Annotated in this window: 26 protein-coding genes; 5 read left to right on the forward strand and 21 right to left on the reverse strand. The window is 62.6% G+C overall.

Going from position 1 to position 22,240, the window contains the following annotated elements; genetic code table 11:
- Positions 1–177 precede the first annotated feature (177 nt).
- The 6 genes from tolB to C7G61_RS11235 all read right to left on the reverse strand — a co-directional run bounded on the left by tolB (position 178) and on the right by C7G61_RS11235 (position 7,219).
- Positions 178–1,515, reverse strand: a complete 1,338-nt coding sequence (gene tolB / locus C7G61_RS11205; protein ID WP_108514466.1) for a Tol-Pal system beta propeller repeat protein TolB — start codon at positions 1,513–1,515, stop codon at positions 178–180.
- Between the two features lie 87 nt (positions 1,516–1,602).
- Entirely contained in the window at positions 1,603–2,541 is a 939-nt protein-coding gene (locus C7G61_RS11210; RefSeq protein WP_108514167.1) for a protein TolA, read from the reverse strand.
- 47 nt (positions 2,542–2,588) lie between these two features.
- Positions 2,589–3,062: a biopolymer transporter ExbD gene (locus C7G61_RS11215; protein ID WP_108514168.1), complete on the reverse strand. Its 474-nt coding sequence runs from the start codon at positions 3,060–3,062 to the stop codon at positions 2,589–2,591.
- Positions 3,063–3,099: 37 nt separating this feature from the next.
- Positions 3,100–3,813 carry a protein TolQ gene (tolQ, locus tag C7G61_RS11220; RefSeq protein ID WP_108514169.1) on the reverse strand — a complete coding sequence of 238 codons (714 nt, stop codon included), beginning with the start codon at positions 3,811–3,813 and terminating at the stop codon, positions 3,100–3,102.
- A 1,165-nt stretch (positions 3,814–4,978) separates the two neighbouring features.
- Positions 4,979–5,737 (reverse strand): serine acetyltransferase domain-containing protein, encoded by a 759-nt coding sequence (locus tag C7G61_RS11230; protein WP_108514170.1) that lies wholly within the window; start codon positions 5,735–5,737, stop codon positions 4,979–4,981.
- A 96-nt stretch (positions 5,738–5,833) separates the two neighbouring features.
- Positions 5,834–7,219, reverse strand: coding sequence for an MFS transporter (locus tag C7G61_RS11235; RefSeq protein WP_244608255.1), 1,386 nt, complete (start codon positions 7,217–7,219; stop codon positions 5,834–5,836).
- A 105-nt stretch (positions 7,220–7,324) separates the two neighbouring features.
- On the opposite strand from C7G61_RS11235, the gene C7G61_RS11240 reads away from it, so the two are divergent.
- The gene (locus C7G61_RS11240) at positions 7,325–8,248 is read left to right on the forward strand and encodes a LysR substrate-binding domain-containing protein (RefSeq protein WP_108514171.1); all 924 of its coding nucleotides are present in this window, start codon (positions 7,325–7,327) and stop codon (positions 8,246–8,248) included.
- Between the two features lie 169 nt (positions 8,249–8,417).
- On the opposite strand, the gene C7G61_RS47195 is transcribed toward C7G61_RS11240, so the two are convergent.
- The 13 genes from C7G61_RS47195 to C7G61_RS11305 all read right to left on the reverse strand — a co-directional run bounded on the left by C7G61_RS47195 (position 8,418) and on the right by C7G61_RS11305 (position 16,776).
- Positions 8,418–8,834 (reverse strand): excalibur calcium-binding domain-containing protein, encoded by a 417-nt coding sequence (locus C7G61_RS47195; RefSeq protein WP_338026070.1) that lies wholly within the window; start codon positions 8,832–8,834, stop codon positions 8,418–8,420.
- Positions 8,835–9,322: 488 nt separating this feature from the next.
- Positions 9,323–9,784, reverse strand: coding sequence for a DUF302 domain-containing protein (locus C7G61_RS11250; RefSeq protein WP_108514172.1), 462 nt, complete (start codon positions 9,782–9,784; stop codon positions 9,323–9,325).
- Positions 9,785–9,881: 97 nt separating this feature from the next.
- Complete coding sequence (locus tag C7G61_RS11255; RefSeq protein WP_420836753.1) at positions 9,882–10,604, reverse strand: cytochrome c biogenesis CcdA family protein; 723 nt, start codon at positions 10,602–10,604, stop codon at positions 9,882–9,884.
- A 22-nt stretch (positions 10,605–10,626) separates the two neighbouring features.
- Positions 10,627–11,019 (reverse strand): thioredoxin family protein, encoded by a 393-nt coding sequence (locus C7G61_RS11260; RefSeq protein WP_108514470.1) that lies wholly within the window; start codon positions 11,017–11,019, stop codon positions 10,627–10,629.
- Positions 11,020–11,373: 354 nt separating this feature from the next.
- Positions 11,374–11,859: a DUF2852 domain-containing protein gene (locus tag C7G61_RS11265; RefSeq protein ID WP_108514173.1), complete on the reverse strand. Its 486-nt coding sequence runs from the start codon at positions 11,857–11,859 to the stop codon at positions 11,374–11,376.
- A 108-nt stretch (positions 11,860–11,967) separates the two neighbouring features.
- Positions 11,968–12,681 carry a TetR/AcrR family transcriptional regulator gene (locus C7G61_RS11270; RefSeq protein WP_108514174.1) on the reverse strand — a complete coding sequence of 238 codons (714 nt, stop codon included), beginning with the start codon at positions 12,679–12,681 and terminating at the stop codon, positions 11,968–11,970.
- Between the two features lie 112 nt (positions 12,682–12,793).
- Positions 12,794–13,159 (reverse strand): hypothetical protein, encoded by a 366-nt coding sequence (locus tag C7G61_RS11275; protein WP_108514175.1) that lies wholly within the window; start codon positions 13,157–13,159, stop codon positions 12,794–12,796.
- Between the two features lie 91 nt (positions 13,160–13,250).
- Entirely contained in the window at positions 13,251–13,898 is a 648-nt protein-coding gene (locus tag C7G61_RS11280) for a glutathione S-transferase family protein (protein WP_108514176.1), read from the reverse strand.
- 61 nt (positions 13,899–13,959) lie between these two features.
- Positions 13,960–14,385: a YciI family protein gene (locus C7G61_RS11285; protein ID WP_108514177.1), complete on the reverse strand. Its 426-nt coding sequence runs from the start codon at positions 14,383–14,385 to the stop codon at positions 13,960–13,962.
- 111 nt (positions 14,386–14,496) lie between these two features.
- On the reverse strand, positions 14,497–14,913 hold the full coding sequence (locus C7G61_RS11290) for a YciI family protein (protein ID WP_108514178.1): 417 nt from the start codon (positions 14,911–14,913) through the stop codon (positions 14,497–14,499).
- A gap of 213 nt (positions 14,914–15,126) precedes the next feature.
- On the reverse strand, positions 15,127–15,495 hold the full coding sequence (locus C7G61_RS11295; RefSeq protein ID WP_108514179.1) for a nuclear transport factor 2 family protein: 369 nt from the start codon (positions 15,493–15,495) through the stop codon (positions 15,127–15,129).
- A 13-nt stretch (positions 15,496–15,508) separates the two neighbouring features.
- Positions 15,509–16,162, reverse strand: a complete 654-nt coding sequence (locus C7G61_RS11300) for a glutathione S-transferase family protein (RefSeq protein ID WP_108514180.1) — start codon at positions 16,160–16,162, stop codon at positions 15,509–15,511.
- Positions 16,163–16,224: 62 nt separating this feature from the next.
- A complete protein-coding gene (locus C7G61_RS11305; protein WP_108514181.1) occupies positions 16,225–16,776 on the reverse strand; it encodes a dihydrofolate reductase family protein in 552 nt (183 codons plus the stop codon).
- Positions 16,777–16,893: 117 nt separating this feature from the next.
- On the opposite strand from C7G61_RS11305, the gene C7G61_RS11310 reads away from it, so the two are divergent.
- The 4 genes from C7G61_RS11310 to C7G61_RS11325 all read left to right on the forward strand — a co-directional run bounded on the left by C7G61_RS11310 (position 16,894) and on the right by C7G61_RS11325 (position 20,813).
- Complete coding sequence (locus tag C7G61_RS11310) at positions 16,894–17,391, forward strand: winged helix-turn-helix transcriptional regulator (protein ID WP_108514471.1); 498 nt, start codon at positions 16,894–16,896, stop codon at positions 17,389–17,391.
- Positions 17,392–17,611: 220 nt separating this feature from the next.
- On the forward strand, positions 17,612–19,288 hold the full coding sequence (locus tag C7G61_RS11315; RefSeq protein WP_108514182.1) for a methyl-accepting chemotaxis protein: 1,677 nt from the start codon (positions 17,612–17,614) through the stop codon (positions 19,286–19,288).
- 162 nt (positions 19,289–19,450) lie between these two features.
- Complete coding sequence (locus C7G61_RS11320) at positions 19,451–20,239, forward strand: SDR family NAD(P)-dependent oxidoreductase (RefSeq protein WP_108514183.1); 789 nt, start codon at positions 19,451–19,453, stop codon at positions 20,237–20,239.
- 283 nt (positions 20,240–20,522) lie between these two features.
- Complete coding sequence (locus C7G61_RS11325) at positions 20,523–20,813, forward strand: hypothetical protein (protein WP_108514184.1); 291 nt, start codon at positions 20,523–20,525, stop codon at positions 20,811–20,813.
- A 76-nt stretch (positions 20,814–20,889) separates the two neighbouring features.
- Here C7G61_RS11325 and C7G61_RS11330 read toward each other — a convergent pair whose 3' ends face one another.
- Positions 20,890–21,468 carry a histidine phosphatase family protein gene (locus tag C7G61_RS11330; protein WP_108514185.1) on the reverse strand — a complete coding sequence of 193 codons (579 nt, stop codon included), beginning with the start codon at positions 21,466–21,468 and terminating at the stop codon, positions 20,890–20,892.
- The gene (cobS, locus tag C7G61_RS11335; protein WP_108514186.1) at positions 21,465–22,223 is read right to left on the reverse strand and encodes an adenosylcobinamide-GDP ribazoletransferase; all 759 of its coding nucleotides are present in this window, start codon (positions 22,221–22,223) and stop codon (positions 21,465–21,467) included. The genes C7G61_RS11330 and cobS overlap by 4 nt, the downstream gene beginning before the upstream one ends.
- Positions 22,224–22,240 lie beyond the last annotated feature (17 nt).

The raw sequence follows: 22,240 nt of genomic DNA on the forward strand, positions 1-22,240 counted from the left end.
GGGGCGCGCATCCTATTCGGGTAGGTAGTTTTACCCGCTGCAGATGAAGTCTTTCTGAGGGAATATCGTTACCGAGACGTTGTTTTTTGCGGCGCACGACTAAAATATGCCCGAAAAATCAGTGGGCTAGGCAATGTTTGCCGGTTAACAGCTGGTCCCTTGCGGGACCGGGTTCCATTATGACAACAGCGGCGACCATGCCGGGTCGGAGGCAAAACCGGGCGTTGGTACCCGCAATTCGTTACGACCTGAGATATCGACCGTGTAGAGCGAGGGTCCGCCGCTGCCGCCGGGCTCGCGAAAGAACATCACGACCCGGCCGTTCGGCGCAAAGGTCGGCCCCTCATTGTGGAAGCCCGAGGTAAGGATCCGCTCGCCCGAACCGTCGGTCTTCATGATGCCGATCGCGAACTGCCCGCCGCCCTGCTTGGTAAAGGCGATGTAGTCGCCGCGCGGCGACCACACCGGCGTCGAATAGCTGCCCTCGCCGAACGAGATGCGCTGCGCGCCGCCGCCGGTGGCCGGCATCACGTAGATCTGCGGCTTGCCGCCGCGATCGGATTCGAAACAGATGCGGGCGCCGTCGGGCGAATAGGACGGCGAGGTGTCGATCGCCGGCGTGTCGGTCAGCCGCGTCGTCGATTTCGAGCGCAGATCCATCACGAACAGGTTCGAGTTGCCGCCCTGCTGCAGGCTCATGATGATGCGCTGGCCGTCCGGCGAGAACCGCGGCGAGAACGACATGCCGGGGAAGTTGCCGACGATCTCGCGCTGCCCGGTCTCGACGTTGAACAGATAGACGCGCGGATCGCCCTGGCCGAATTCCATGTAGGTGATTTCCTGGGTCGACGGCGAGAACCGCGGCGTCAGCACCAGGTCGGAGCCCTTGGTCAGGTATCGGACGTTGGCGCCGTCCTGATCCATCAGCGCCAGCCGCTTGACGCGGCGCTCCTTCGCCCCGGTCTCGTCGACGAACACGACACGGCTATCGAAATAGCCCTTCTCGCCGGTCGTGCGTTCGTAGACCTGGTCGGAGATGATGTGCGCGATCCGCCGCCAGTATTCCGGCGAGGTCTGGAATTGCTGGCCGGCGAGCTGCTGCTGCTGATTGACATCCCAGAGACGGAATTCCGCTTTCAGGCGGCCGTCGCCCTGCCGCGTCATGCGGCCGGTGACCAGGAACTGCGCGCCGATCTGCTTCCAGCTCTGGAATTGCGGCGCCTTGTCGCTATCGACGATACGCTCGATGAAGGCGGCCTGATCGATCGGCGCGAACAGCCCGCTGCGCTTGAGGTTGTTGGTGATGACCTGCGTCACACCGACGCCGACCTCGGCATCGCCGGGCGTGCCCGCCACGAAATTCGGGATCGCGATCGGGAGCGGAACGAACTCACCTTCGGGAATGGGGATCCGCTTCGGCGCTTGCGCAAATGCGCTGCGAACCGGCGCGGCGGTGATCGTGCCAAGCGCGGCCATTCCAGAAATGATCTGCCGGCGGCTCAGGCGGAACGGCATGTTCGGCAATCCATCTTTGTCAGTCATCGCTTCAAACTTTGCTCATATCTGTCATTGCCAACGGGTGTCCGCTGCGTGACAAAACCGTTAGACTTTTTCCTTGAACACCGGCGCGAAATATTTCCATTCCTCGTAAAGGGCCGCCGGCAGCTTGTACGGCTGGCATTCGATGATCGCGCGCAACGCGCTCTCCTGATAGACGCGAAGGTAGGGGGTCGCCGGAGCGCTTTCCGGAATTGGCGAGCCTTCAAGGGTGCCGTCGCGCTTCAGACGAATGGCAAACGCGGCTTCAGGCTTCTGCGATTCGATTCCGCCATAGGGCTTCTTCCAGCATCGCTCGACCTGCTGCTTGAACATCGCGCCCCAGGTTGCGGAATTGTCCGCAGCCGTGCCCTTCGCAAGGCCGAGCGCTGCGTTCGAATTCAGCGTGTCTCCGGTCGTGGCCTGACGCGACGGGTCACGCTTGTCGAGCAGGGCCGCGATCTGGTTCTGATCGAAGTGCCGTTCGACAATCCGCTTCTGCGGCTCCGGCGGCTTGGCCGCCTGCACCGGCTTCGGCGGCGGCTTCTTCTCTTCCTTCTTGATCGCCTCGGCGATCGGATCGGGCTTGACCGGCTCGGGCTTCTTCTCGACCGGCTTCGGCTCTTGCTTCGGCTCTTCCTTCGGCTTCTCGACGACCTTCGGCGGGTCGGGTTTCTTCTCGACCGGCTTTTCCTCGGCCTTCGGCTGCGGCGGCGGTGCGGTCTCGGTCACAACCGGCGCCTTCTCGGTGATCTTGCCGACGGCATCGTCGACGGGCTTGGCTTCAGCGACCTTCTCGACCAGCGGCTTCGGGTTTTCCTTCTTGCCGGTCTTCATGCCGGCCATGACCTTGGCGAGCTCATTGGGCGAAATGACATCGACCGCGACCGAATCTTCCGGCTGCATTTCTAGGGCCCTGGTCGAGAACGACAGCATCACCCATCCCAGCACGAGGACGTGCAGGGCAACCGATGCCAGGACCGTCTTGTCGACCTTGACCTTCACTTGAGCTTTCCCGCTCCCTCGTCAGCCGTCGCGTGCCGCTTCATGGCTCATGAGCCCTGCTCTGGGATGATGACGATATTCGCCTTGAATCCCGCCGTCCTAATATACCCCAATAATTTCATCATATCCGTGTAACAGACGTCCTTGTCGCCGCGCAGGTATACCACGCTCTCGGCTTCCGACCGGGTCTCCCGGATCGCCTTGATCTTGGGCAGCAGGTCATTGGCCGAAATCAGCGTATCCCCGAGATAGAGCTCGACGTTCGAATTGCAGGCCCCGCCGGTGCGCTTGACAGAGAGCGTCAACGGCGGCGTGTTGGCCTGGATCTGCTTGCTGCCGCTGGCGACCGGCAGGTCGATATCGATGCTCGAGGTCATCAGCGGCGCCGCCACCATGAAGATGATGAGCAGCACCAGCATCACGTCGACCATCGGCGTGACGTTGATCTCCGCCATCACGGCGGCGCGACGCCGGCCGCGGCGTCCACCGCCACCGGACGAACCTGCCATGTTCATCGCCATGATCTTGATCTCACGATGCGCTCGTCATTTGCCGTCCTCACGCCCGCTCGTCGATCTGGCGGGACAGGATCGCGGAAAATTCGTCGGCGAAGCCTTCCAGCCGCTGCGCCTGCCGGTTCACCTCGGACGTGAACTTATTGTAGAAAATGGTCGCGGGGATGGCGGCGATGAGACCGATAGCGGTCGCAAACAGCGCTTCCGCAATGCCGGGCGCCACCACCGCGAGCGAAGTGTTTTTCGAGGCCGCGATCGACTGGAAGCTCGACATGATGCCCCAGACGGTTCCGAACAGGCCGACGAACGGTCCGGCCGAGCCGACGGTCGCCAGCACCAGGAGCCGCCGTTCCAGCCGCTCGACCTCGCGGGCGATGGAGACATTCATCACCTTCTCGATCCGCATCTGCAGGCCGGCAAAGGAGCGTGTCTGGCTCTCGAACGAGCGCTTCCACTCGCGCATGGCCGCGACGAAACACGCCGCCATCGATTGCGTCGGTTTCGCTGACAACGCGCGGTAGAGTTCTTCGATCGACTGCCCCGACCAGAACGCCTGCTCGAAACGGTCCATGGCGCGCTTGGTGCGGCCATAGAGGAAAATCTTGTCGATCGCGATGGCCCAGACCCAGACCGAACAGGCCAACAGCCCCAGCATGACTGTTTTCACGACCCAATGGGCCTGCATGAACAGGGCGATCAGCGATACGTCGGCGGAGACCAACGGCAGGGCTGCCGGAGCCACGTCGGCGGGATTCATGAGCGGTATCCTCTCAACGCAAGTGTCCCTATTTCCTCCGGGAGCAAACGGCTGCCGGTACCACAGCCGCGCGTCGGGCGCGGCGATATGCGCCAGCGCGAGAGCCTCTCTAGGTGTCGCATGGGGGCCCGCCGAAAGCCGGGTATTTGCTTCCCCTGCCAACATGTCAAAACGAGGGCTGTCAGCGCGTCATTCCGTCCCTAACCAGACGCCAAGCTTGGTTAACTTTAGGTTACCAAAGGGAAATCCGGCTGCCGGAAATCGAGGCAGGCCGGGCGGTTACGGGGCTCGGGGTCCGGGTTCCATGCCCCCGAAAGTGGTGCCCGGCCGGTCGCCTCGCCCTTCGCGACGGCCGCTTTGCGGCCTCCGCCTTTCCGCGTCATGCAGTCCCGTAGGATGGGTGGAGCGCAGCGATACCCATCGCCACACACACCGACGTGATGGGTATCGCTTCGCTCCACCCATCCTACGAAAAAACGATTTCGCCTTCTCGCGGCGCATCGCGCCCGAGGTTGCTTGATAACTTCCCGCCCTCTTGTTCAGAGGGCGCAGGGAAGACCGGGTGCTCGCCGCACCCGCGGTCTCGCGTGCCAATGCACACGGCAAAAGGCGGCACACGAGCATACAGGTTCAGCGGAAACACTCCGGCCTTCCCTGCGCAATGGCTTTACGGCTTACTTCGTGCTCTTCCCGGAGAACGGCTTTTTTGCCTCCGTCGCCCCCGAGAAGCTTCGCTTCTCCTGGGACTTAGCGCCAGCACCGCGACGCCCGAACCACACGACTTCGCCGTACGCTCGAGCCACACACGTCAGTCGCAGCTCTCGCGTCCATCGCATCTCACCGCGCGTTCGTGACGATGGCCAACGCCCCTCATCCGCCGTGAGACGGGCGGAGTTATGGGACTGATTTGGGTGAGAACGAAAGCAGAATATTTTTGTGCCAGGGGCTGGACAGGTTTTGGGTGATTTGCCCGTCGTGCCGGTTTGTCGCAGGCCAGCGAATGAAATTGCGCTTGTGCGCGAAGCAAATCAGTTCGCGGTGCGTAATGAATTGTAGCCCGCATGAGCGCAGCGATATGCCGGTTTTCTCTCGCATGGGTCCCGGGGTCGCGGAGCCTGTCATCGGGCGCGCATTCGCGCGACCCGTTGGCTCGCCCGGGCTACACTCAGACGGAAACCTTCTCCGGACAATTCGTTAGCCGCGCGGGAACGCCGACCGCGGTGCAGCCGGGCGGTACGTCATGCTCGACCACGGCGCCGGCGCCGATCTTGGCGAAATCGCCGATGCTGACGCCGCCGATAATGCTCGACCCGGCGCTGAGTAAAACGCCCCTGCCGATTTTCGGGGCGCGGTCCGGCTCCGAATGTTTTCGGCCGATGGTGACGTTCTGCAGGATCGTCACCTCGTCGCCGATCACGGCGAAGGCGCCGATGATGATGCCGGTGGCGTGATCGAGAAAGACCTGCGTGCCGATCGATGCGGACGGATGAATGCTGACCTGAAGCTGATCAGACGACAGGCTTTGCAACAGCAGCGCGAGATCGTAACGGCTCTCGCGCCAGAGCAAGTTGGAGACGCGCCAGGCCTGCAGCGCGACGTATCCCTTGAAGTTCAGCAGCGGCGGCAGCAGCGTCGTCGTCGCGGGATCGTGAACGGCGATGCTCTGCAAATCGCGGCTTGCGGCGTCGACCAGATCGGGCGAACGACCAAACGCGTCGCAGGCAAGCTGCGCAAACCGCGCGCGATCCGCCGGACTCTTGCCGAGCCGCGCGCCGATCTGGTGCGCCAGCGCGTGAGCGAAGTCAGGATGATCGAGAATAGCCGTTGACAGCGCCGCGCCGAATACCGGGTCGCGCGCCATAGCGCTTTCCGCTTCACGCCGGATCGTTTGCCAGAGCAGATCGACAGATGGCGTTGCATTCATGGAAGCCGTCCCGAAATAGCCGCTGGTTCGTAACATATGCCGGCCCTGGAACAATGCCAGAGATACAGTTCAAAACGTGCCGCCCGCCTGGCGCTGCTATTTTTGCGCGGGCAGCAAGACGAGCGCCGCGACCAGTCCGGCTACCGATGCAATCGCGGCTACCGAAAACAGCCAGACATAACTGATCGCCGATCCCTCGGCATGGAGCACCGCGCCGAGAACGGCGATACCGACCGCGAAGCCGGCCTGGCGCATAACGACTGTCACGGCAGATGCCATGCCGGCCTGATCGGGAGGCACGAGCGCGACGGCTGCGCCGGACAGTTGCGGGTGCGCGAGCGCCACGCCAACCCCAATGGCGACCATGCCGCAGAAGATCGGAATCATCGGCGGTGCCGAGCCGCCTGACATGAGCGCGATCACAATGGCGGCATTGCCGGCTGCCACGAATGCAAGGGCCAGGGCGAAATGCAGCCGCCATCCTGCCCGGCCGATAAGCCAGCCGCCCAATGGCGGCAGGAACAGCATCGGCAGCGTGGCCGTCAGGAGCGCAAGCCCGGCCACCTCCGAAGACCAGTCGAAGGCGGTAGCGAAGAACAGCGGCAAATAGACCAGCACCGCCCAATAGCCGATCGACACCGCGAACAGCAGTATCGCAATCCCGATCATGGCCCGCTGAACGAACACGCCGGGATCGAGGATCGGTTTGTCGAGGCGCCGCTGCTGAATCGCGAATGCAGCGAGCAGCACCGCACTCAGCGCGAGCCCGCCGGCCAAATGCAGGGTCGAGGTGCGGCCAAGCAGCAGCGCCTCCACCAGCACAGCGAGCGCAGCGGTGAGCAGCATGACACCCAGGAAGTCGAGCGGCCGGGGCGCCGTCTCGCGCGCTTCCGCGACCAGCCGCGGCATACCCCACGCGATCAACGCGCAGGCCGGCAGGTTGATGAGGAAGATCCAGCGCCAACCGATCCACGATGAGACAAGACCGCCGATGGTCGGACCGAGAGACATGGCGATGCCGGACATGACGCCGAGCCAGGCGAATGCGCGCGTGCGCGCCTGCGTTTGCACATAGACCGTTGCGATCAGCGCGAGGCCGCCGGTCACGAGGAATGCTGCGCCAACGCCCTGCAGGGCGCGGGCAGCCCATAAGCTCGGTCCGTCCCAGGCCATCCCGCACGCCAACGACGCGAGCGCAAAAATGCCGTTGCCGGCGAGCATCGCCCGCCGCCGCCCATACCGATCCGCCAACGCCCCCGCAAAGAGCAAGGCGCCCGTGAACGCCAGACTGTAGGCGTCCATGACCCAGGCATATCCAGCCACGCCGAACCCGAGCTGACGTGCGATCGCCGGCAAGGCGATGACCACCGCCGTCACGTCAAAGTTGGCGAGGAAAGCCGCCATCCCCAGAAGCAGCGCCGGCGCCATGGATGGTGCAGGCTGAGCATTGTCGCTGTCGGGCATGTTCGTCGGCTGTGTCATCGGGAGGTCTCGGCGCTGTGCGGTGACTACTGGTGTCCTGAGCCGCCGCCATGTGCCAACGCCAATTGTTCACATCGGCATGAATCTCCTTCATAGTCCCTCGCTATGCGTGCCCTTCCCCCTTTTGATGGTCTGATCGCGTTCGACGCGGCGTTGCGTCATCGCAGCATGACGCTCGCGGCCGGTGAGTTGGGGCTCACGCAGAGCGCGATCAGCCACCGACTGAAAAAGCTCGAGGCCTTTGTCGGCGCGCCGTTGCTGAACCGCACCGGGGTCGGCCTGTTGCCGACGCCGGCCGGCATGACCTTGGCCGAGGGGTTGGGGCGGATGCTCGATGAGATGGCGGAGCTACGCGCCCGCTCGCGCGCGGCGGTGCAGCCGGCGACGCTAAAGATCGGGCTCGGCGCCGCCCTTGCGAACTACTGGCTGGTCAGGCGCCTGCCGGCGTTTGCGTCCACCTATCCGGATGTGGCGATCGAACTCTCCGTCGTCGAAAGCGATGTTCAGGCGCGTGCCCTTGATCTCGACGTGCAGATCCGGTGGCTGCCCAAGGCCGGCGCGCGCGCGACCTCGACCCAACGCCTGCTATTCGACGAGATGGTTTTCCCGGTCGCCATCCCGTCGCTTCTGCCACGCGGGCGGCCGTTGAAGGATCCGGGCGCGCTCGGCACCTTGCCGATCCTGCACAAGGGTTACGTTGGCCGCAACGATGGCGCGGAGTGGTCGTGGCCGGTCTGGTTCGAGCGGCTCGGGATCATGGCTCCCGTTCCAGCCGGGCTTCGCTTCGACAATCTCGGTACGGCACTCGCTGCGGCCTTGCAGGGCAGCGGTGTCGTTGTGGGCCGGTCACTGCTGGTTCACGATGCTCTCGCGGAGCGACGACTTTGCCGCGTCGTATCGTCAAGCTGGGATATGGCGTCCAGCAAAGCGCATATCATCCGCTGGCCCGCGGCGCTCGCCAACGACAAGCGGGTCGCACTGTTCGTCGCCTGGATTGCAAAGGAGGCGGCGAAAACTTCTCTTCGATGAAGGCGCGTCACCGCCTACTTTCGCTCAAGGGTCGGCAACGGACCTAGACGCGTGCGAGAAACGAAGTCCTGCCCAGACGAACGCATCGCAGCAAAAATTGATCAGTTTGGAATTGCAGTAACAACATCGAACTTCCATGCACTCACAACCAGCTTTAAGCCCAGCGCACTCAATCTGAGTTGACCATTGCTGTTGTAAGCGAAAATGGACGCGAAGCAGCTCCCCGCCGTGGCGGCCATGGTTCGCAAGCAACTCCATCCCCGTCGCGATCGTGGCGCTTCCAATAGCCGGGCTCCCCCCGTCTCGCGGGTGCCAAGTCGACCAAGCGAGCAAAACCGCAGTTGGGGGCTGACGCGATATGTCTGAGCGTCGCCATGACGGGCCAAGGGCTCGAAGCCAGGCCCCAAACGACCGCAAAGGCAGCCGCAAAGGCAACGACTACGGTCGCTGCCCTTATAACCCGGCGCAACTTATTAGCACGATCATGGCGCGCCGATACCGCACGGAAACGACGCTGTAAGTTGCCCAGTCGCTGTTCAGGACCTCGGCCAGGACGAACGGGATTGGGGTTTGGAAGGTGCGGCATGGGCTGGCTTGGCCAAGCAATGCGGTCACGGCGGAAAATGATTTAGAACAACATCTCTAATACCTTGTATCACGAATTAAGCGACGAGGCGCGCCCGCATTGGGGGACCTCGGATTCCTAAATGTCCGATATGGGGGTCAAGAACGGACCTCGTGCGTAGCTGGAAGATATCCGTTCTTTCCCTCAGGACCAAACATGAAGCAACGACTACGGCATGTCGGTTTCGGGTCAAAGCGGAAGCCGGACCGGGCTGTTTCCCGAGAACGCCAGGTGCTTAAAAACAAGCCGCCCACCTGTTCTCGCAGATGCGCGGCTGTATCGCCATCAGGCATCATGGGAAGGGCAAGCCCGGTCGGCCGCCAGATGACGAACCGAATGATGGTCACGGCGATCCAGCCGGAATGAGCGATGGCGATTAGAGCGAACTCGTGCTGGGCGCGCGGGCCGAGGAATTCAATTGGTCAAGCGTCCGGATACGCCGAGCGCCTCTACTTTGTTGCCTCATCGGTTATGTCGCTCAACGTCTTTGTGAACGCCGAATAATTGGGTGGCGCTTCCAGTCCATGCCGTGGGTAGATTGTCTTATACAAATAGTCGGCTGAATTATAGGACAGCCATACCTTGCCCTGATCATCCTCCCAAACCAGAGCCTTCGGAGGGTTGTCGATCGCCAGCAATGGCGTCTTTGCCATTACCGGCGTGCCGAGCTTGGGATTTCCAAATATGACCACTGTACGAGGGCGCATATCGATGCCGAATTTCTTTCCCGCGGCAGCGTGGTCGATTTCGGTGAACACAATGAAGCCGGCGCCTTCCCTTGATTTCACGGCCGCCTCAAAGCGCGAAATCGTATCCTTCACCGAAAAATTGCTGGGCTTCGTGATGATGCCGTTGTCCGCGCAAGCCGGCGCCGCGATGATCAGTGCCAAGAAAACGAACATGAACTTCATCGGAACTTCTCCCTAGCTGGATTTCAAACTCCTCAAGAAGCAACTGGCATTCGTCCGACGGGCCCTGCAAGTATGAGCCTCCAAAGGCTATGAGCCTCTAGAAGCGCGTGGTGAGATTAGTCAGCCATTCCGGCGAAACGTCGACCAGGAAGGTTTCAAGCGCCTTGTCCGCTCCGGAAATGATGAGGATGCCGATGACAAGGAGCAGAAGGCCGAGCATGGATTTCATTCCGCCGCCCGCGGCGAGCAATCGGCCCCGCCAGCGCGCCATCGTTTCCCGGGAAAGCCATCCCAATCCCACCAATGGGAGCCCCGCGCCGACACCGAATGCAAGCATTGTCAGCGCGACCTGACCAAGATCCTTGCCTTGGGCGGCAAGCAAGGACGCGGTTCCAAGTGTCGGCCCGACGCATGGGCTCCATACGGCTCCCAGGAGCGCGCCGATCCAAAACTGTCCGGCAACGCCGTTGGTACGGCTCGTCGCCAATCTGCTGTCGGCCCAGTTTCCGATCGGGCCCGCCGCAACTGCGATTTGCGCCTGTAGCCGCGGCACAACAAGCACGACGCCGACGAGCATCATCAGCGTCGCCGCAAGGTAGCGAAGCCGGTCCGCATCCAATCCTATCGAGTGGCCGACCGTCGCCGCAAATAATCCAATGCCGACAAACGAAAGGGACAGCCCGGCAGCCAGAGCCAAAGGTCCCTGACGATGACTTGATGCCGCGCTACCCAGGACGATCGGAAGTAGAGGGAGCACGCAGGGCGAAAGGATCGAGAGGATCCCTGCGAGGAATGCCAACAACATGCTGCCGATCGTCATCGCGGGTTTCCCATCGAACGGGTCAGATCGCTTTTCCGACCATCGCAAAGATCGAGGCCCGCTTGGTATCGCCGACCGAGCGCGCCTCTTCCTTTTCGCCCTTGAAGGCTATCAGGGTCGATTGCGAGCGGACGCCGAAGCGACTGAGCAGATCTTTCTGGCTGTCGAAATCGATGACGAAATAAACGAGATCCCTAAATCTCGGATCGGCCCTTAGATCGCTCAGGATCGGCGCCTGCGCTTTGCAGGTCGGACACCACGGGGCGTTGACCGCAATCAGAATTGGCTTGCCGGCCTTCTGAGCTGCGGCGAACGCCTTGGCATCGAACGCAGGGCCGTTTTCCACCCTTGCCGGCGAAGCGGCGAGAATTCCGACCACGAGCGTGGCGCCCAGAATGGAACGGCGGGTCAGCATGATATTCTCCTTGTTGATCTGAACGAAGTTCGTTTCGGAGGCCACAAATGTTACGCGCCCGTACCAGCAGCGGCATGGACCGCGCGGAGTTCACGGCTGGAAGTTCCCGGCTCAGGTCCCACGAGACTGTAGTGCTGGCTGTACCCGTCGCCGCGGAGGGGTGGCGCCGGTATCAGGCGACTCCCAAAAACAAACCGCCCACCTGCTTTCGCAGATGGGCGGCTGTATCGCCATCAGGCATCATGGGGGCATCACGCCTGAGGCTGAACTCTCACTCGCGACGCGCGCTTTACTTTTGACGCGTTTTCTTCACGCGAACCGGTACCCAACTTCGCTTGAAAACGCTATGCGCGCTTAACCCTGCTGCGGCTGGTCGTTCGGCGGGGTCGGACGCGTCTTGTGCTGCGCCATGAACTGGTCGAACTCTTCCTTGTCCTTGGCGTGACGCAGGCGATCGAGGAAATTCTTGAACTCGACCTGCTCTTCCTCGAGCCGGCGCAGGGTTTCCATGCGGTACTCGTCGAAGGCGCGGTTGCCGCTGGTCGGCGGGCCGAAGCCGAAGCCGCCAAAGCCGCGGCTCTCCATGCGGTTACGCATCCGGTCCATCTTGTACTGCATCCGCTCCATCTTGTTCTGCCAGCGATCTCCGTTGCTCCAGCAACCCATTTTTCTGCTCCCTAGTGTGAAAAAGAGGAGGGCAAGGCCGATCGGCCACCAGATGATGAAGCCGAGAATGGTCACCGCGATCCAGCCGGGGTGCCAGGGGCTCTCAAGCATATGCGGGCGATAGTTCTCTTCCCTCGGGCCGCGCCATCGATTGACATCTGCGGTGTAGGCCATTTCCCTCTCCATGACGGCGATCACGCCGTTGTGAATGTAAATAACATTTACATACCTAAACCATCCCGCGTTTTTGTCAAGCGCGCGGCTCGCCGCACCGTCGAAAAATTATTTGGGGGTTCCCCAGGGACCACCGGCGGGCGGCACTGGCGGCGGCCCCGGCGGTTTGGATTCCGGCCGGCGGTCGGTCGGGAAGCCGAGGCCGCGCAGATAGATCAGCACTTCGGCTTCCAGGAGTTCTTCCGGCGACATCGGCAGCTTGCGCCGCGCCGCATCGCCGCGGCCGAACAGCGAGGCCACGCCATGCGACATCGACCAGATGTGCAGCGCCATCATCATCGCCGGCGGCCGCGGCATGCCGGGCGGTGCCAGCGCAGCAAGTCGCTCGGCAGCAGCGCGAATGATCGCGAAAGCGCGCTCGCTGGCGGCCATCAATGTCGGGTTTGCATCAACGGGAAGCCCAGATTCGAACATCGCCGAATAGAACGCGGGCTCGTTGCGCGCGAAGGCGAGATAGGCCTTCCCTACCCGCTCAAACGCCGTGACCGTGTCCGGCCGGCCGTCGTCCCAGGCCTGCGTCAGCAGCGCCTCGAACTGCTCAAAACCGCGCTGGGCGATCGAGGACAGCAATTCATCGCGATCGCGGAAATGGCGGTAGGGCGCGGCGGGGCTGACGCCGGCCATCCGCGCCGCGTCGGCAAAGGTGAAGCCGGCCGCGCCTTTCTCGGCGATCAGGCCGAGCGCCGCCTGCAGCAGCGCTTCTTTCAGATTGCCGTGGTGGTAGCCGCGCTCGCTGCGGCCTTGGTCCTTTCGCCAGCTCATGTGAAAGGCTTTTACATGAGCCGGCTGAAAAGGTCACTTATTTTGAGGCCGTTAACTGATGTTCATCAAGATTAACGGCGTCAAATTCCGGGCGATTCCAGCCCGCTCCGGTCTAACCGCCCGGGATCGGGAGGACCGGCATGATCTCCACGCGCTCGCCGGGAAAGATCGCAAAGTGCGGGTGGTTCTCGAACAGTTTCGCGGCGGCCTCATGCGAGCCGGCGCGCACCACCGCGAAGGCGCCCATCTCGTTGGCGATGTCGGCAATACCGCTTGCATCGACCTTCTTGGTCTTGCCGAGCGGGCCTCCCATGGCGGCGATCGCCGCCTGGTGCTTTTCGACCCAAGCCTTCCACGCCGCGATTCCCTGCGCCTCCCTGGCGCGCCGCTCAGCCTCGGGCAGCGCATTCCAGGCCGCCATTTTCGCACTGGTCTTGCTGCCGAGAAAGACAGCGAGGAACGTATCGTTGGTGCTCATGAGGTTTCTCCTCTCCTGCGGTTGACGGATCGCGATAGGCGTAGGGTCAGGACCCATAAACTCTCAGATGACGGCTTCGAGCGGACCTCAATCAGCCGGCCGGTGGCTTGTTGACCGCCAATTGAGCGTCGAAGGCACGCTTATAGGCGGGCCGCGCTTCGCCGCGGGCCACATAGGCGGAGAGGCTCGGATATTCGTCCAGTAAACCCGACGCTTTCAACCTGAGCAGCACCGACACCATCATCAGGTCGCCCGCGCTGAACGCGCCATCGAGCCAGTCGGCATCGCCAAGGCGACGGGAAAGTTGGCCCAACCGGTCACGGACGCGATCCTCGACGAGAGGCATGCGTTGCGCGGTCCAGGACTTGTCGCCCTCAAGGATCCTGGCGGTTGCGAGTTCAAGGATCGGCGGCTCCACCGTGCTGAGCGCGGCGAACATCCATGTGATCGCGCGCGCCCTTGCATTCGCATCGTCCGGCAACAGGCCCGCATGGCGCTGCGCGATGTGGAACACGATCGCGCCCGTCTCGAACAAGCCGAGATCGCCTTCCTCAAAGGTCGGAATCTGCCCGAAAGGATGAAGCGCCAGATGTGCGGGTTCCTTCATCGCCCCGAACGAAACAAGACGAACCTCGTAAGGTTGGCCCACTTCCTCCAGCGCCCAGCGAACGCGCGTATCACGCGCCAGCCCCTTGCCGCCATCGGGTGACCGTTCAAAGGCGGTAATGGTGATGGTCATCGTGAGGCTCCTCCTTGGCCGGAATCATCGGCTGCGGGGCTGGCAAGTTATCAAAGCAAACTCACCGCGCCTTGTGCGCATTTCCCTTCTGCAACTCGTCGAAGCCTTTGGCTGCCTGCTGCACCTCTTCGGAGAAATCGGATATCTCCTGCACCTGGCGGATTTCGATGATCTCGTTCTCGGAAGCCGGGCATTTCCTGGCCCAAGCGATCGCCTCCTCGCGCGACTTCACATTGATCATCCAGTAACCGCCGAGCACTTCCTTGGCCTCGGTGAAGGGGCCGTCGGTGACGACAGGCTTGCCGGTGGCAAAGGAAACCCGTGCGCCCATCGAAGGCGGATGCAGCCCATCGAGCGCGATCAGTACGCCGGCGTCCTTGAGCGCCTCGTTGTATTTCATCATCGCCTTGACCCGTTCGGGATCGAGCTGGACGTCCGGCGGCGCGGTCTCATAGCCCAGGGGGATCATCAGCATCATGAATCGCATGGTGGGTGTCCTTTGTTGTTTGGCGCCGGGGCGCGAAGCGAACCCGGAATCTCACGCAACAATCTCGGGATTCCGGGTTCGATGCTTCGCATCGCCCCGGAATGACGGCGGCTATTTCTTCGCGGTCTGCGTCCGCAGCCGCTCTTCCTGCTCGCGCAGTTCGGGGGTGAGCGCTTCGCCGAAATCTTCCGCGGCAAACACCTGGCGGATCTCGATCTCGTCGCCATCGAGGAACGGGGCGCGCTTCATCCAGTCGATCGCTTCATCCAGCGATTTGGTGTTGATCAGCCAGAAGCCGGCGACGAGATCGCCCGAGAGAGCGAACGGCCCGCGGCTGACGTTGCCCTGCCCGCTTCCATACCTGATCCGCACGCCCTTCGCGGTCGGATGCAGGCCCTCGCCCGCCTCCATCACGCCGGCCTTCACCAGCTCCTCGTTGAACTTGCCCATCGCGGTGAGCAGTTCCGTGCTCGGCATTACGCCTGCTTCCGTATCCTTGCTGGCCTTCACAATCACCATGAATCGCATCGCTATTCTCCGTTTTGATCTCCTTGGGCCGGCTACTGTCGCGGCGGCCTTCGTCAACAAGACGAGCGGGCTTTTACGCCCCCGACATGTCAGTGGAAATTATTTTTGGAGACAGATGGCTCCCTTTTCGTCACATAAACAGAGAAGACGTGGATGGCCGGGACAAGCCCGGCCATGACGAAGAAGAGACGTTTGAGGGAGCGGCTCCGCGGGCTACCCGAGCTGTTTGACGAACGCGCCGTTGTCGTAAGCCGCGCCGAAATAGACGTCGATGCGCTTCACCTTGTCGCCCTCGAAGCCGAAAAACTCGGTATTGCGAAAGCTCCTGCCGCCCTTGGCGACGCAACGGTAGGTGACAAAGGCCTCATCGCCTTCGACGAAAATCCGCTCCAGCTTGTGTCGTTCGATCCAGTCGCTGTTGTTCCAGCACCGCTCGAAATAGGCCGGCTTGTCGATGTTATCGTCGTAGGGACTGGTGAAGCGGAAATCCTCGCTGAATGCGTCCTCGACGAACGCGCGATCGTTGGCGAGATAGGCTGCGAAGATCCGGCGGATCGTCTCTGCCTTGCTTGCGTGAACCATTCAACGCTCCTTCTTAGCGCTCCTTGGGCACCATCTGGAAATAGGGCTCGGCCTCTTTCAGCACGCGCACGAATGAGGGACGCGCCTTCAACCGCTCGAGATAGGCCGCGAGATTCGTGTGCATTCCGCCGAACGGCTCGGCCATGTTGCCGTAGAACAGCGACGGCGCCGCGGCGCAATCGGCGAGAGTGAAATCGTCGCCCATCGCCCAGCCGCCACGTGCCATCTGCTGCTCGATCATGGCGTAGGAGGTCCGTAGTTGCGCCCTCGCCTCTTCGACACCGTGCGGATCCGTCTTGTCTACGGGCCTCAACCGGTCGATCATGATCTTCTGCATCGGCAGATGCACATAGAGATCGTAGAAGCGGTCGCGCAGCCGCGTCTGCAGGGCGCGGCCGGCATCGTCAGGAATGAACCGCGTTCGGCCGCGGTAGTTCCTGTCGAGATATTCGACGATGATGCTGGACTCCGGCACGGTCTCGTTGCGCGCATCGTCGCGCAGCACGGGAAATTTTCCTATTCCCCACAGCTTCACCAGCGCGGCGCGCTCGGCGGGATTGCCGAGATCGACCAGGTTCGGCGTGAACGGCGTGTCGTTCTCGTACAGCGCAATCAGCGGCTTCCAGCAGTACGAGGCCAGCGGGTGGAAATGCAGGGTGAGCGACATCGAAAAACTCCCGGTGTAACAAGACGGCCCGCATTCGCGCGCGCCGACATTTGAGCCAAAGATTATTTTGCCACCGCCGGCGTGTAGCGCAGGATCACGATGCCGGTCGACAATGGCCGGCTGTCGACCAGCTTCAGCCTGACCTTCTCGCCCGGCTTGAACAGCGGCGTTCCACCGCCAAGGATGATCGGGTTCACGGCGATGCGGAACTCGTCGATCAATCCGTGCGGGATCAGGCTGGCGGCGAGATCGGCGCTGCCGAACAGGAAAATATCCTTGGCGCTGTCGCGCTTCAGCCTGGCGACGGTCTCGGGTACATCAGCGCCGAACATCTGGGTGTTGTTCCAGTCGGATTTCTTCACCGTGCGGGAGAAGACGTATTTCGGCGCGGCATTCATGAAATCGGCGACCTCGCCGGTCGCGCTCGGCCAGTGATTGGCCATCAGTTCGTAGGTGACCCGGCCGAACAGCAATCCGCCGGCGGCGTTCAACTGCTCGATCGACAATTGCTCGAGTTCCTCGCCCCAGACGTCGGAATGCCAGGAAATGTCCCGGTTCGGGCCTTCGACGAAACCATCCAGCGTCATCAGGTTCCACATGATCAACTTCGCCATCGCGATACCTCCTTTGAAAACCGATTGCGATTTGCAACTGGTTGTATCCTGAGACAACCGGTGCAATATTGCAAGCAGTTTTTGGGGCGCGCTATGACCGCCCGTCTGGAACCGAACATGACCGACACCAGCCGCTCCGGCTGCCCGATCAATCTCTCGCTGGAAGTGCTCGGCGATAAATGGAGCCTGCTGATCATCCGCGACATGATGTTCGGCAACCGGCGGCATTTTCGCGAGCTGCTCACGAAGTCGGAGGAAGGCATCTCCTCCAACATTCTGGCCGACCGGCTGAAGACCCTGCTCGACGAAAAGATCATCACCCGCGAGGACGATCCCACGCACAAGCAGAAGGGAATCTATTCGCTGACGGAACAGGGCATCGAGCTGTTGCCGGTTCTCGCGCAGATGGCGGCCTGGGGTTACAAATATCTTCCCGTCAGCGAGGAGCTCGGCATCCGCGCGCGGCTGCTCAGCGAGGGCGGACCGAAAATGTGGGCCGAGTTCATGGATGAGTTGCGCGAGAGCCATCTCGGCGTGAAGCGGCGCAAGCGAACCGGTCCGTCAGTCGGCGAGCGGCTGCAGGCGGCGTATGAGGACGTCGTCAGCCGCAAATAGTGTTTGCCCGACGTGACCGACATATGCGCGCGCACAACGAGTGGCGCGCGCATAGGTATCTTAACAGGCTATGTCTTTTGCGATGCTATCCGTCATCCTACGGAGAACAGCGTTAACGCATTCTTCTTTCCTTTGATCGAAACATTTGTTCGGGGGCGACGAGGCCTGAAATTGATCGTTCGCCCCATCATTTCCCCCCGCATCCTGGATGAGGTGACCCGTGTTCCAGTTCCTGAACAATTCCTCGACGGACAAGGCGCTTGCCGCCGCCCTCGGCCGCTCACAGGCCGTGATCGAGTTCGGCATGGACGGCACCGTCCTCACCGCCAACGACAATTTCCTCAAAGCCCTCGGCTACACGCTCGGCGAAATCCAGGGCAAGCATCACAGCATGTTCGTCGATCCGTCGGAGCGCGACAGCGCGTCGTATCGTGATTTCTGGGCGGCGCTCAGGCGCGGCGAATACCAGGCCGCCGAATACAAGCGGATCGGCAAGGGGGCCAAGGAAGTCTGGATCCAGGCGACCTACAACCCGGTTCTCGACGGCGGCGGCAAGCCCATCAAGGTGGTGAAATTTGCGACTGACATTACCGCGCGCAAGATCAAGAGCATGGAGGATGCCAGCCAGATCGCCGCAATCAGCCGCGCGCAGGCGGTCATTGCGTTCGAGATGAACGGCACCATCGTCACCGCCAATGAAAACTTCCTGAAGGCACTCGGCTACACGCTCGCCGAAATCCAGGGCAAGCATCACAGCATGTTCGTCGAACAGGCCGAGCGCAACAGCGCGGCCTATCGCGAGTTCTGGGCAAAGCTCAACCGCGGCGAAACCCAGTCGGCCGAGTACAAGCGTATCGGCAAGGGCGGTAAGGAAGTCTGGATCCTCGCTTCCTACAACCCGGTGCTCGACGAGAAGGGCAAGCCGTTCCGGGTGGTGAAATTCGCCACCGACGTCACCAGCCAGAAGCTTTCGACAGCAGACCTCGCCGGGCAGATCGCAGCCATCGGCAAAGCGCAAGCCGTGATCGAATTCAACATGGACGGCACCATCATCGGCGCCAACCAGAACTTCCTCAGGACGGTCGGCTACACGCTGGACGAGATCCGCGGCCGGCACCACAGCATGTTCGTCGATCCGTCCGAGCGCGACACCACGGCCTACCGCGAATTCTGGGCGGCGCTCAACCGCGGCGAATATCAGGCCGCCGAATACAAGCGGATCGGCAAGGGGGCTAAGGAAGTCTGGATCCAGGCGTCCTACAATCCGATCCTCGATCTCAACGGCAAGCCGTTCAAGGTCGTCAAATACGCCACCGACACCACCGCGCAGGTGCTGGTGCGCATGGGCAACGAGCGCGTCCGTGGCATGATGGAAACGGTGGCAGCGGGCGCGGAGGAACTGAACGCCTCGGTTCGGGAAATCTCCGAAGCCATGACCAAGTCGCGCGAGACGGCGGCGACCGCGGTCGGGCGGGTCGAGGCGGCCGACGCCCAGGCCAAGCGCCTGAACGAAGCGGCGCAGGCCATGAGCGGCATCGTGGAACTGATCGGCAACATCACCGGCCAGATCAACCTGTTGGCGCTGAATGCGACGATCGAATCGGCGCGTGCCGGCGAGGCCGGGCGCGGCTTTGCCGTGGTGGCTTCCGAGGTCAAGAACCTCGCCACCCAGGCCAAGCAGGCGACCGACAAGATCGGGGCGGAGATCGGAAATCTCAACGGCATCTCCGGCGACGTCGTCGGCGCGCTCGACAGCATCAGGCAGGCGATCCAGGGCGTCAGCGAATATGTCACGGCCACCGCAGCCGCGGTCGAGGAACAGAGCACCGTCACCAGCGAGATGTCCTCCAGCATGCAGCGCGCCGCCGCGGAAGCGAAGGCGATCTCGCAGCGGTAACGGCTCGGCATCGGCCGGCGCATTGACCCGATACGGGACGTTTCCCGTATCGCATTGGGCCTGCCCGAATCTGCATTGAATTTCACTGCACCGCAGCCGGGACACGGAACGGGGCATGGGTTATACGAGCGGGAAATTCATCGCTCGCCAACGGACCCGCCCATGTCCCCCTCCCCGCAAAAAGTTGCTCTCGTCACCGGCTCCGCGCGCGGCATCGGGCTGGCGACGGCCAAACGCTTTCTCGCCGAGGGCTGGCGGGTGGCGATGCTCGACATCGAGGGCGAATTGCTGCGCGGCGCGGTCGCTGACCTTGCGAACGCTGACAACACGCTGGCGCTGCATTGCGATGTTTCCGATGCGGGCGCAGTGGCGAATGCCATGGCGACGATGAACCGTCACTTCGGCCGGCTCGACGCGCTGGTCAACAATGCCGGCATCGCGGTGTTCGCGCCTCTGCTCGACACCTCGGATGAAGACTGGAGCCGCATCCTGCAGGTCAACCTCACCGGGCCGTTTATCTGCACCAAGGCGGCGGCGCCCCTGATGCGCGAACATGGCGGCGGCGCGATCGTGAACATCACGTCGATTTCGGCGGTGCGCGCCTCCACGCTGCGCTCGGCCTACGGCACCAGCAAAGCGGGGCTGGCGCATCTGACAAAGCAGCTCGCGGTCGAACTGGCTTCGCTCGGCATCCGCGTCAATGCGGTCGCGCCGGGCCCGGTCGAAACCGCGATGGCAAAGCAGGTCCACACGCCGGAAATCCGCGCCGACTATCACGACGCCATTCCGCTCAATCGATACGGCCTCGAGGAGGAGCTGGCGGAAGCGATCTTCTTCCTGTGCAGCGATCGCGCAAGCTACATCACCGGGCAGGTCCTCGCCGTCGACGGCGGTTTTGATGCCGCCGGCATCGGCCTGCCGACGCTGCGCGGCGCGCGGCGGAACGGGTAAGCCTGCTGCTTCCCTCTCCCCGAGTGGGACGACGGAAACGCGGCAAACAAAAAATGCTGGTGCATAACCGGTTCCGATTGAATCAGAACCGAAGCTCCAGGTTCTTGATTTGACGCGTTTTCTCCACGCAAACGCGAATCCATTTCACTCGAAAACGCCATGGCGCCCTTCGCTGCCGCAGCGTGACCTACACGTCGTAAACGCTTAGGTTGTGTCGGCGCGGCGATGGTCCGGCGCCCTGCTCATGGAAAAACTTCACACCGGATCGCGGGAGTGTTGTGTCATGTCGGGAATGCTCATCAACCTGATCATCCAGATCGTCAGCGGCGCCATCGGCGGCAATGTCGCAGGGGGCGCTGCCAAGAACATCGATCTCGGCATGCTTGGAAACACCATCGCGGGCGCCATCGGCGGTGGTGCCGGAGGGCAGCTTCTGGGCATGCTGATTCCACTGCTGGCCAATAGCGCCTCGACGCCCGATATCGGCAGCATCGTCGGCCAGATCGCCGGCGGCGGCGTCGCCGGCGCCGTTCTCACCGCGATAGTCGGCGCCATCAAGAACCGGGCGGCCTGAGCGGTTCGCAATCACGCGCCTGCATAATTGGCGGCGGACATCTGCAAAAAAAATCGCATTTGTCCGCTTGAAAACGCTATTGGTCTTTCGAGCGCTGGTTGACCGCAACCACGCGCCAACCTTCCTCAAGCCGATCGATGCGGGTCAGCGACAGCGGATCGATCACGAAACGAAGCGCCTGCTCGGGCATAAGATCGAGCGCGGTGGCGAGCACGGCGCGGATGGTGCCGGAATGCACGACGAGGATCGCCTCGCCTGCGGGGAGAGCCGCAAGCCCAGCGCTCGCGCGCGCGATCTGGTCGACAAAACTTTCGCCGCCAGGCGGCCGGTTGCTTCCCGGCGATTTCCAGAACTCGCGATAGGCTGGGCCGAGTTCGCGTTCGATCTCGTTGTGACGCCGTCCGGTCCACGCGCCAAAATCCTGTTCGCGAAAGGCCGCCTGTTCGACTGCAACGAGACCCAGTCGCTCGGCCGTCTCCCGCGTGCGGCGCGCCGGACTGCACACCGCAAATGCGCCTCCCGGCAATCTTGCCTTGAGCGCGGCAAAGGCTGCGGCATCGCCGAGATCAGCCGGCGCGTCGGGTCCGTGAATCACCCCGCGCGGTCCGTCGACCGGCGCGTGGCGGATCAGCCAGAGATTTGTCTGGGCGTTCACGGCTGCGCCAACCGTGCGGCGAGCAGGACAAGGATCGCGGTCTCGGCCACCTGCTCGGCGCCGCCGAGCACGTCGCCGGTCTGGCCGCCGACCTGCCGCAGCGCCAGCCACGCGATGCCGAGCCCGCTCAAGCCCGCCATCGCCGCCGCGTAGAACGCGTTGCTCCATGACAACGACAACAGCGCGATCAGCAGCGCCAGCCCGCCGGCGATGGCCGCCGTCGCCGCATCAGGCTGGCCGGCATTGCGGGCCAAGCCATCCTTGCGCGCATAAGGCAGGTTCAGCGACATCGCAGGCAAGACGCCGCGCCCCAGCGCGTGCGCGGCGATCAGGCTCGGGATGACATAGCCGTCCGGGATCGCCGCCAGCGCCGACAGTTTTGCGGCAAAACTCACCAGCAGGATCATGGCGCCATAGGTGCCGAGCCGGCTGTCGCGCATGATCTCCAACTTCGATTCGAGATTGCGGCCGCCTCCGAATCCGTCGGCGACGTCGGCAAGGCCATCCTCATGCAGCGCGCCTGTCATGATGGCGCTGCCGCCCAGGGCCAATGCGGCGGCGGCCAAATCAGGCACGCCGACGGATCGCAGGCCGAGGCACAGCAATCCCACGACGGCGCCGATCAGCGCGCCGACCACCGGGAACATCCGGTGCGCGCGCACGAAATTCGCAGGGATAGCGCCATCGGGATGCGGCATCGGCAACCGCGTCAGGAACGCGACGGCGGTTTTGAAATCGTCGAACCATTCATTCATGGCAGTGTCCGGAGAAT

The organism is Bradyrhizobium algeriense, from assembly GCF_003062295.1.
GTDB lineage: Bacteria > Pseudomonadota > Alphaproteobacteria > Rhizobiales > Xanthobacteraceae > Bradyrhizobium > Bradyrhizobium algeriense.

Excerpts from the sequence above, each read along its gene's own strand:
- tolB (WP_108514466.1), bottom strand. The coding sequence starts at position 1,515 with ATGCCGTTCCGCCTGAGCCGCCGGCAGATCATTTCTGGAATGGCCGCG.
- C7G61_RS11215 (WP_108514168.1), bottom strand. The coding sequence starts at position 3,062 with ATGGCGATGAACATGGCAGGTTCGTCCGGTGGCGGTGGACGCCGCGGC.
- tolQ (WP_108514169.1), bottom strand. The coding sequence starts at position 3,813 with ATGAATCCCGCCGACGTGGCTCCGGCAGCCCTGCCGTTGGTCTCCGCC.
- C7G61_RS11230 (WP_108514170.1), bottom strand. The coding sequence starts at position 5,737 with ATGAATGCAACGCCATCTGTCGATCTGCTCTGGCAAACGATCCGGCGT.
- C7G61_RS11235 (WP_244608255.1), bottom strand. The coding sequence starts at position 7,219 with ATGACACAGCCGACGAACATGCCCGACAGCGACAATGCTCAGCCTGCA.
- C7G61_RS11240 (WP_108514171.1), top strand. The coding sequence starts at position 7,325 with ATGCGTGCCCTTCCCCCTTTTGATGGTCTGATCGCGTTCGACGCGGCG.
- C7G61_RS47195 (WP_338026070.1), bottom strand. The coding sequence starts at position 8,834 with ATGCCGCACCTTCCAAACCCCAATCCCGTTCGTCCTGGCCGAGGTCCT.
- C7G61_RS11250 (WP_108514172.1), bottom strand. The coding sequence starts at position 9,784 with ATGAAGTTCATGTTCGTTTTCTTGGCACTGATCATCGCGGCGCCGGCT.
- C7G61_RS11255 (WP_420836753.1), bottom strand. The coding sequence starts at position 10,604 with ATGACGATCGGCAGCATGTTGTTGGCATTCCTCGCAGGGATCCTCTCG.
- C7G61_RS11260 (WP_108514470.1), bottom strand. The coding sequence starts at position 11,019 with ATGCTGACCCGCCGTTCCATTCTGGGCGCCACGCTCGTGGTCGGAATT.
- C7G61_RS11265 (WP_108514173.1), bottom strand. The coding sequence starts at position 11,859 with ATGGCCTACACCGCAGATGTCAATCGATGGCGCGGCCCGAGGGAAGAG.
- C7G61_RS11270 (WP_108514174.1), bottom strand. The coding sequence starts at position 12,681 with ATGAGCTGGCGAAAGGACCAAGGCCGCAGCGAGCGCGGCTACCACCAC.
- C7G61_RS11275 (WP_108514175.1), bottom strand. The coding sequence starts at position 13,159 with ATGAGCACCAACGATACGTTCCTCGCTGTCTTTCTCGGCAGCAAGACC.
- C7G61_RS11280 (WP_108514176.1), bottom strand. The coding sequence starts at position 13,898 with ATGACCATCACCATTACCGCCTTTGAACGGTCACCCGATGGCGGCAAG.
- C7G61_RS11285 (WP_108514177.1), bottom strand. The coding sequence starts at position 14,385 with ATGCGATTCATGATGCTGATGATCCCCCTGGGCTATGAGACCGCGCCG.
- C7G61_RS11290 (WP_108514178.1), bottom strand. The coding sequence starts at position 14,913 with ATGCGATTCATGGTGATTGTGAAGGCCAGCAAGGATACGGAAGCAGGC.
- C7G61_RS11295 (WP_108514179.1), bottom strand. The coding sequence starts at position 15,495 with ATGGTTCACGCAAGCAAGGCAGAGACGATCCGCCGGATCTTCGCAGCC.
- C7G61_RS11300 (WP_108514180.1), bottom strand. The coding sequence starts at position 16,162 with ATGTCGCTCACCCTGCATTTCCACCCGCTGGCCTCGTACTGCTGGAAG.
- C7G61_RS11305 (WP_108514181.1), bottom strand. The coding sequence starts at position 16,776 with ATGGCGAAGTTGATCATGTGGAACCTGATGACGCTGGATGGTTTCGTC.
- C7G61_RS11310 (WP_108514471.1), top strand. The coding sequence starts at position 16,894 with ATGACCGACACCAGCCGCTCCGGCTGCCCGATCAATCTCTCGCTGGAA.
- C7G61_RS11320 (WP_108514183.1), top strand. The coding sequence starts at position 19,451 with ATGTCCCCCTCCCCGCAAAAAGTTGCTCTCGTCACCGGCTCCGCGCGC.
- C7G61_RS11325 (WP_108514184.1), top strand. The coding sequence starts at position 20,523 with ATGTCGGGAATGCTCATCAACCTGATCATCCAGATCGTCAGCGGCGCC.
- cobS (WP_108514186.1), bottom strand. The coding sequence starts at position 22,223 with ATGAATGAATGGTTCGACGATTTCAAAACCGCCGTCGCGTTCCTGACG.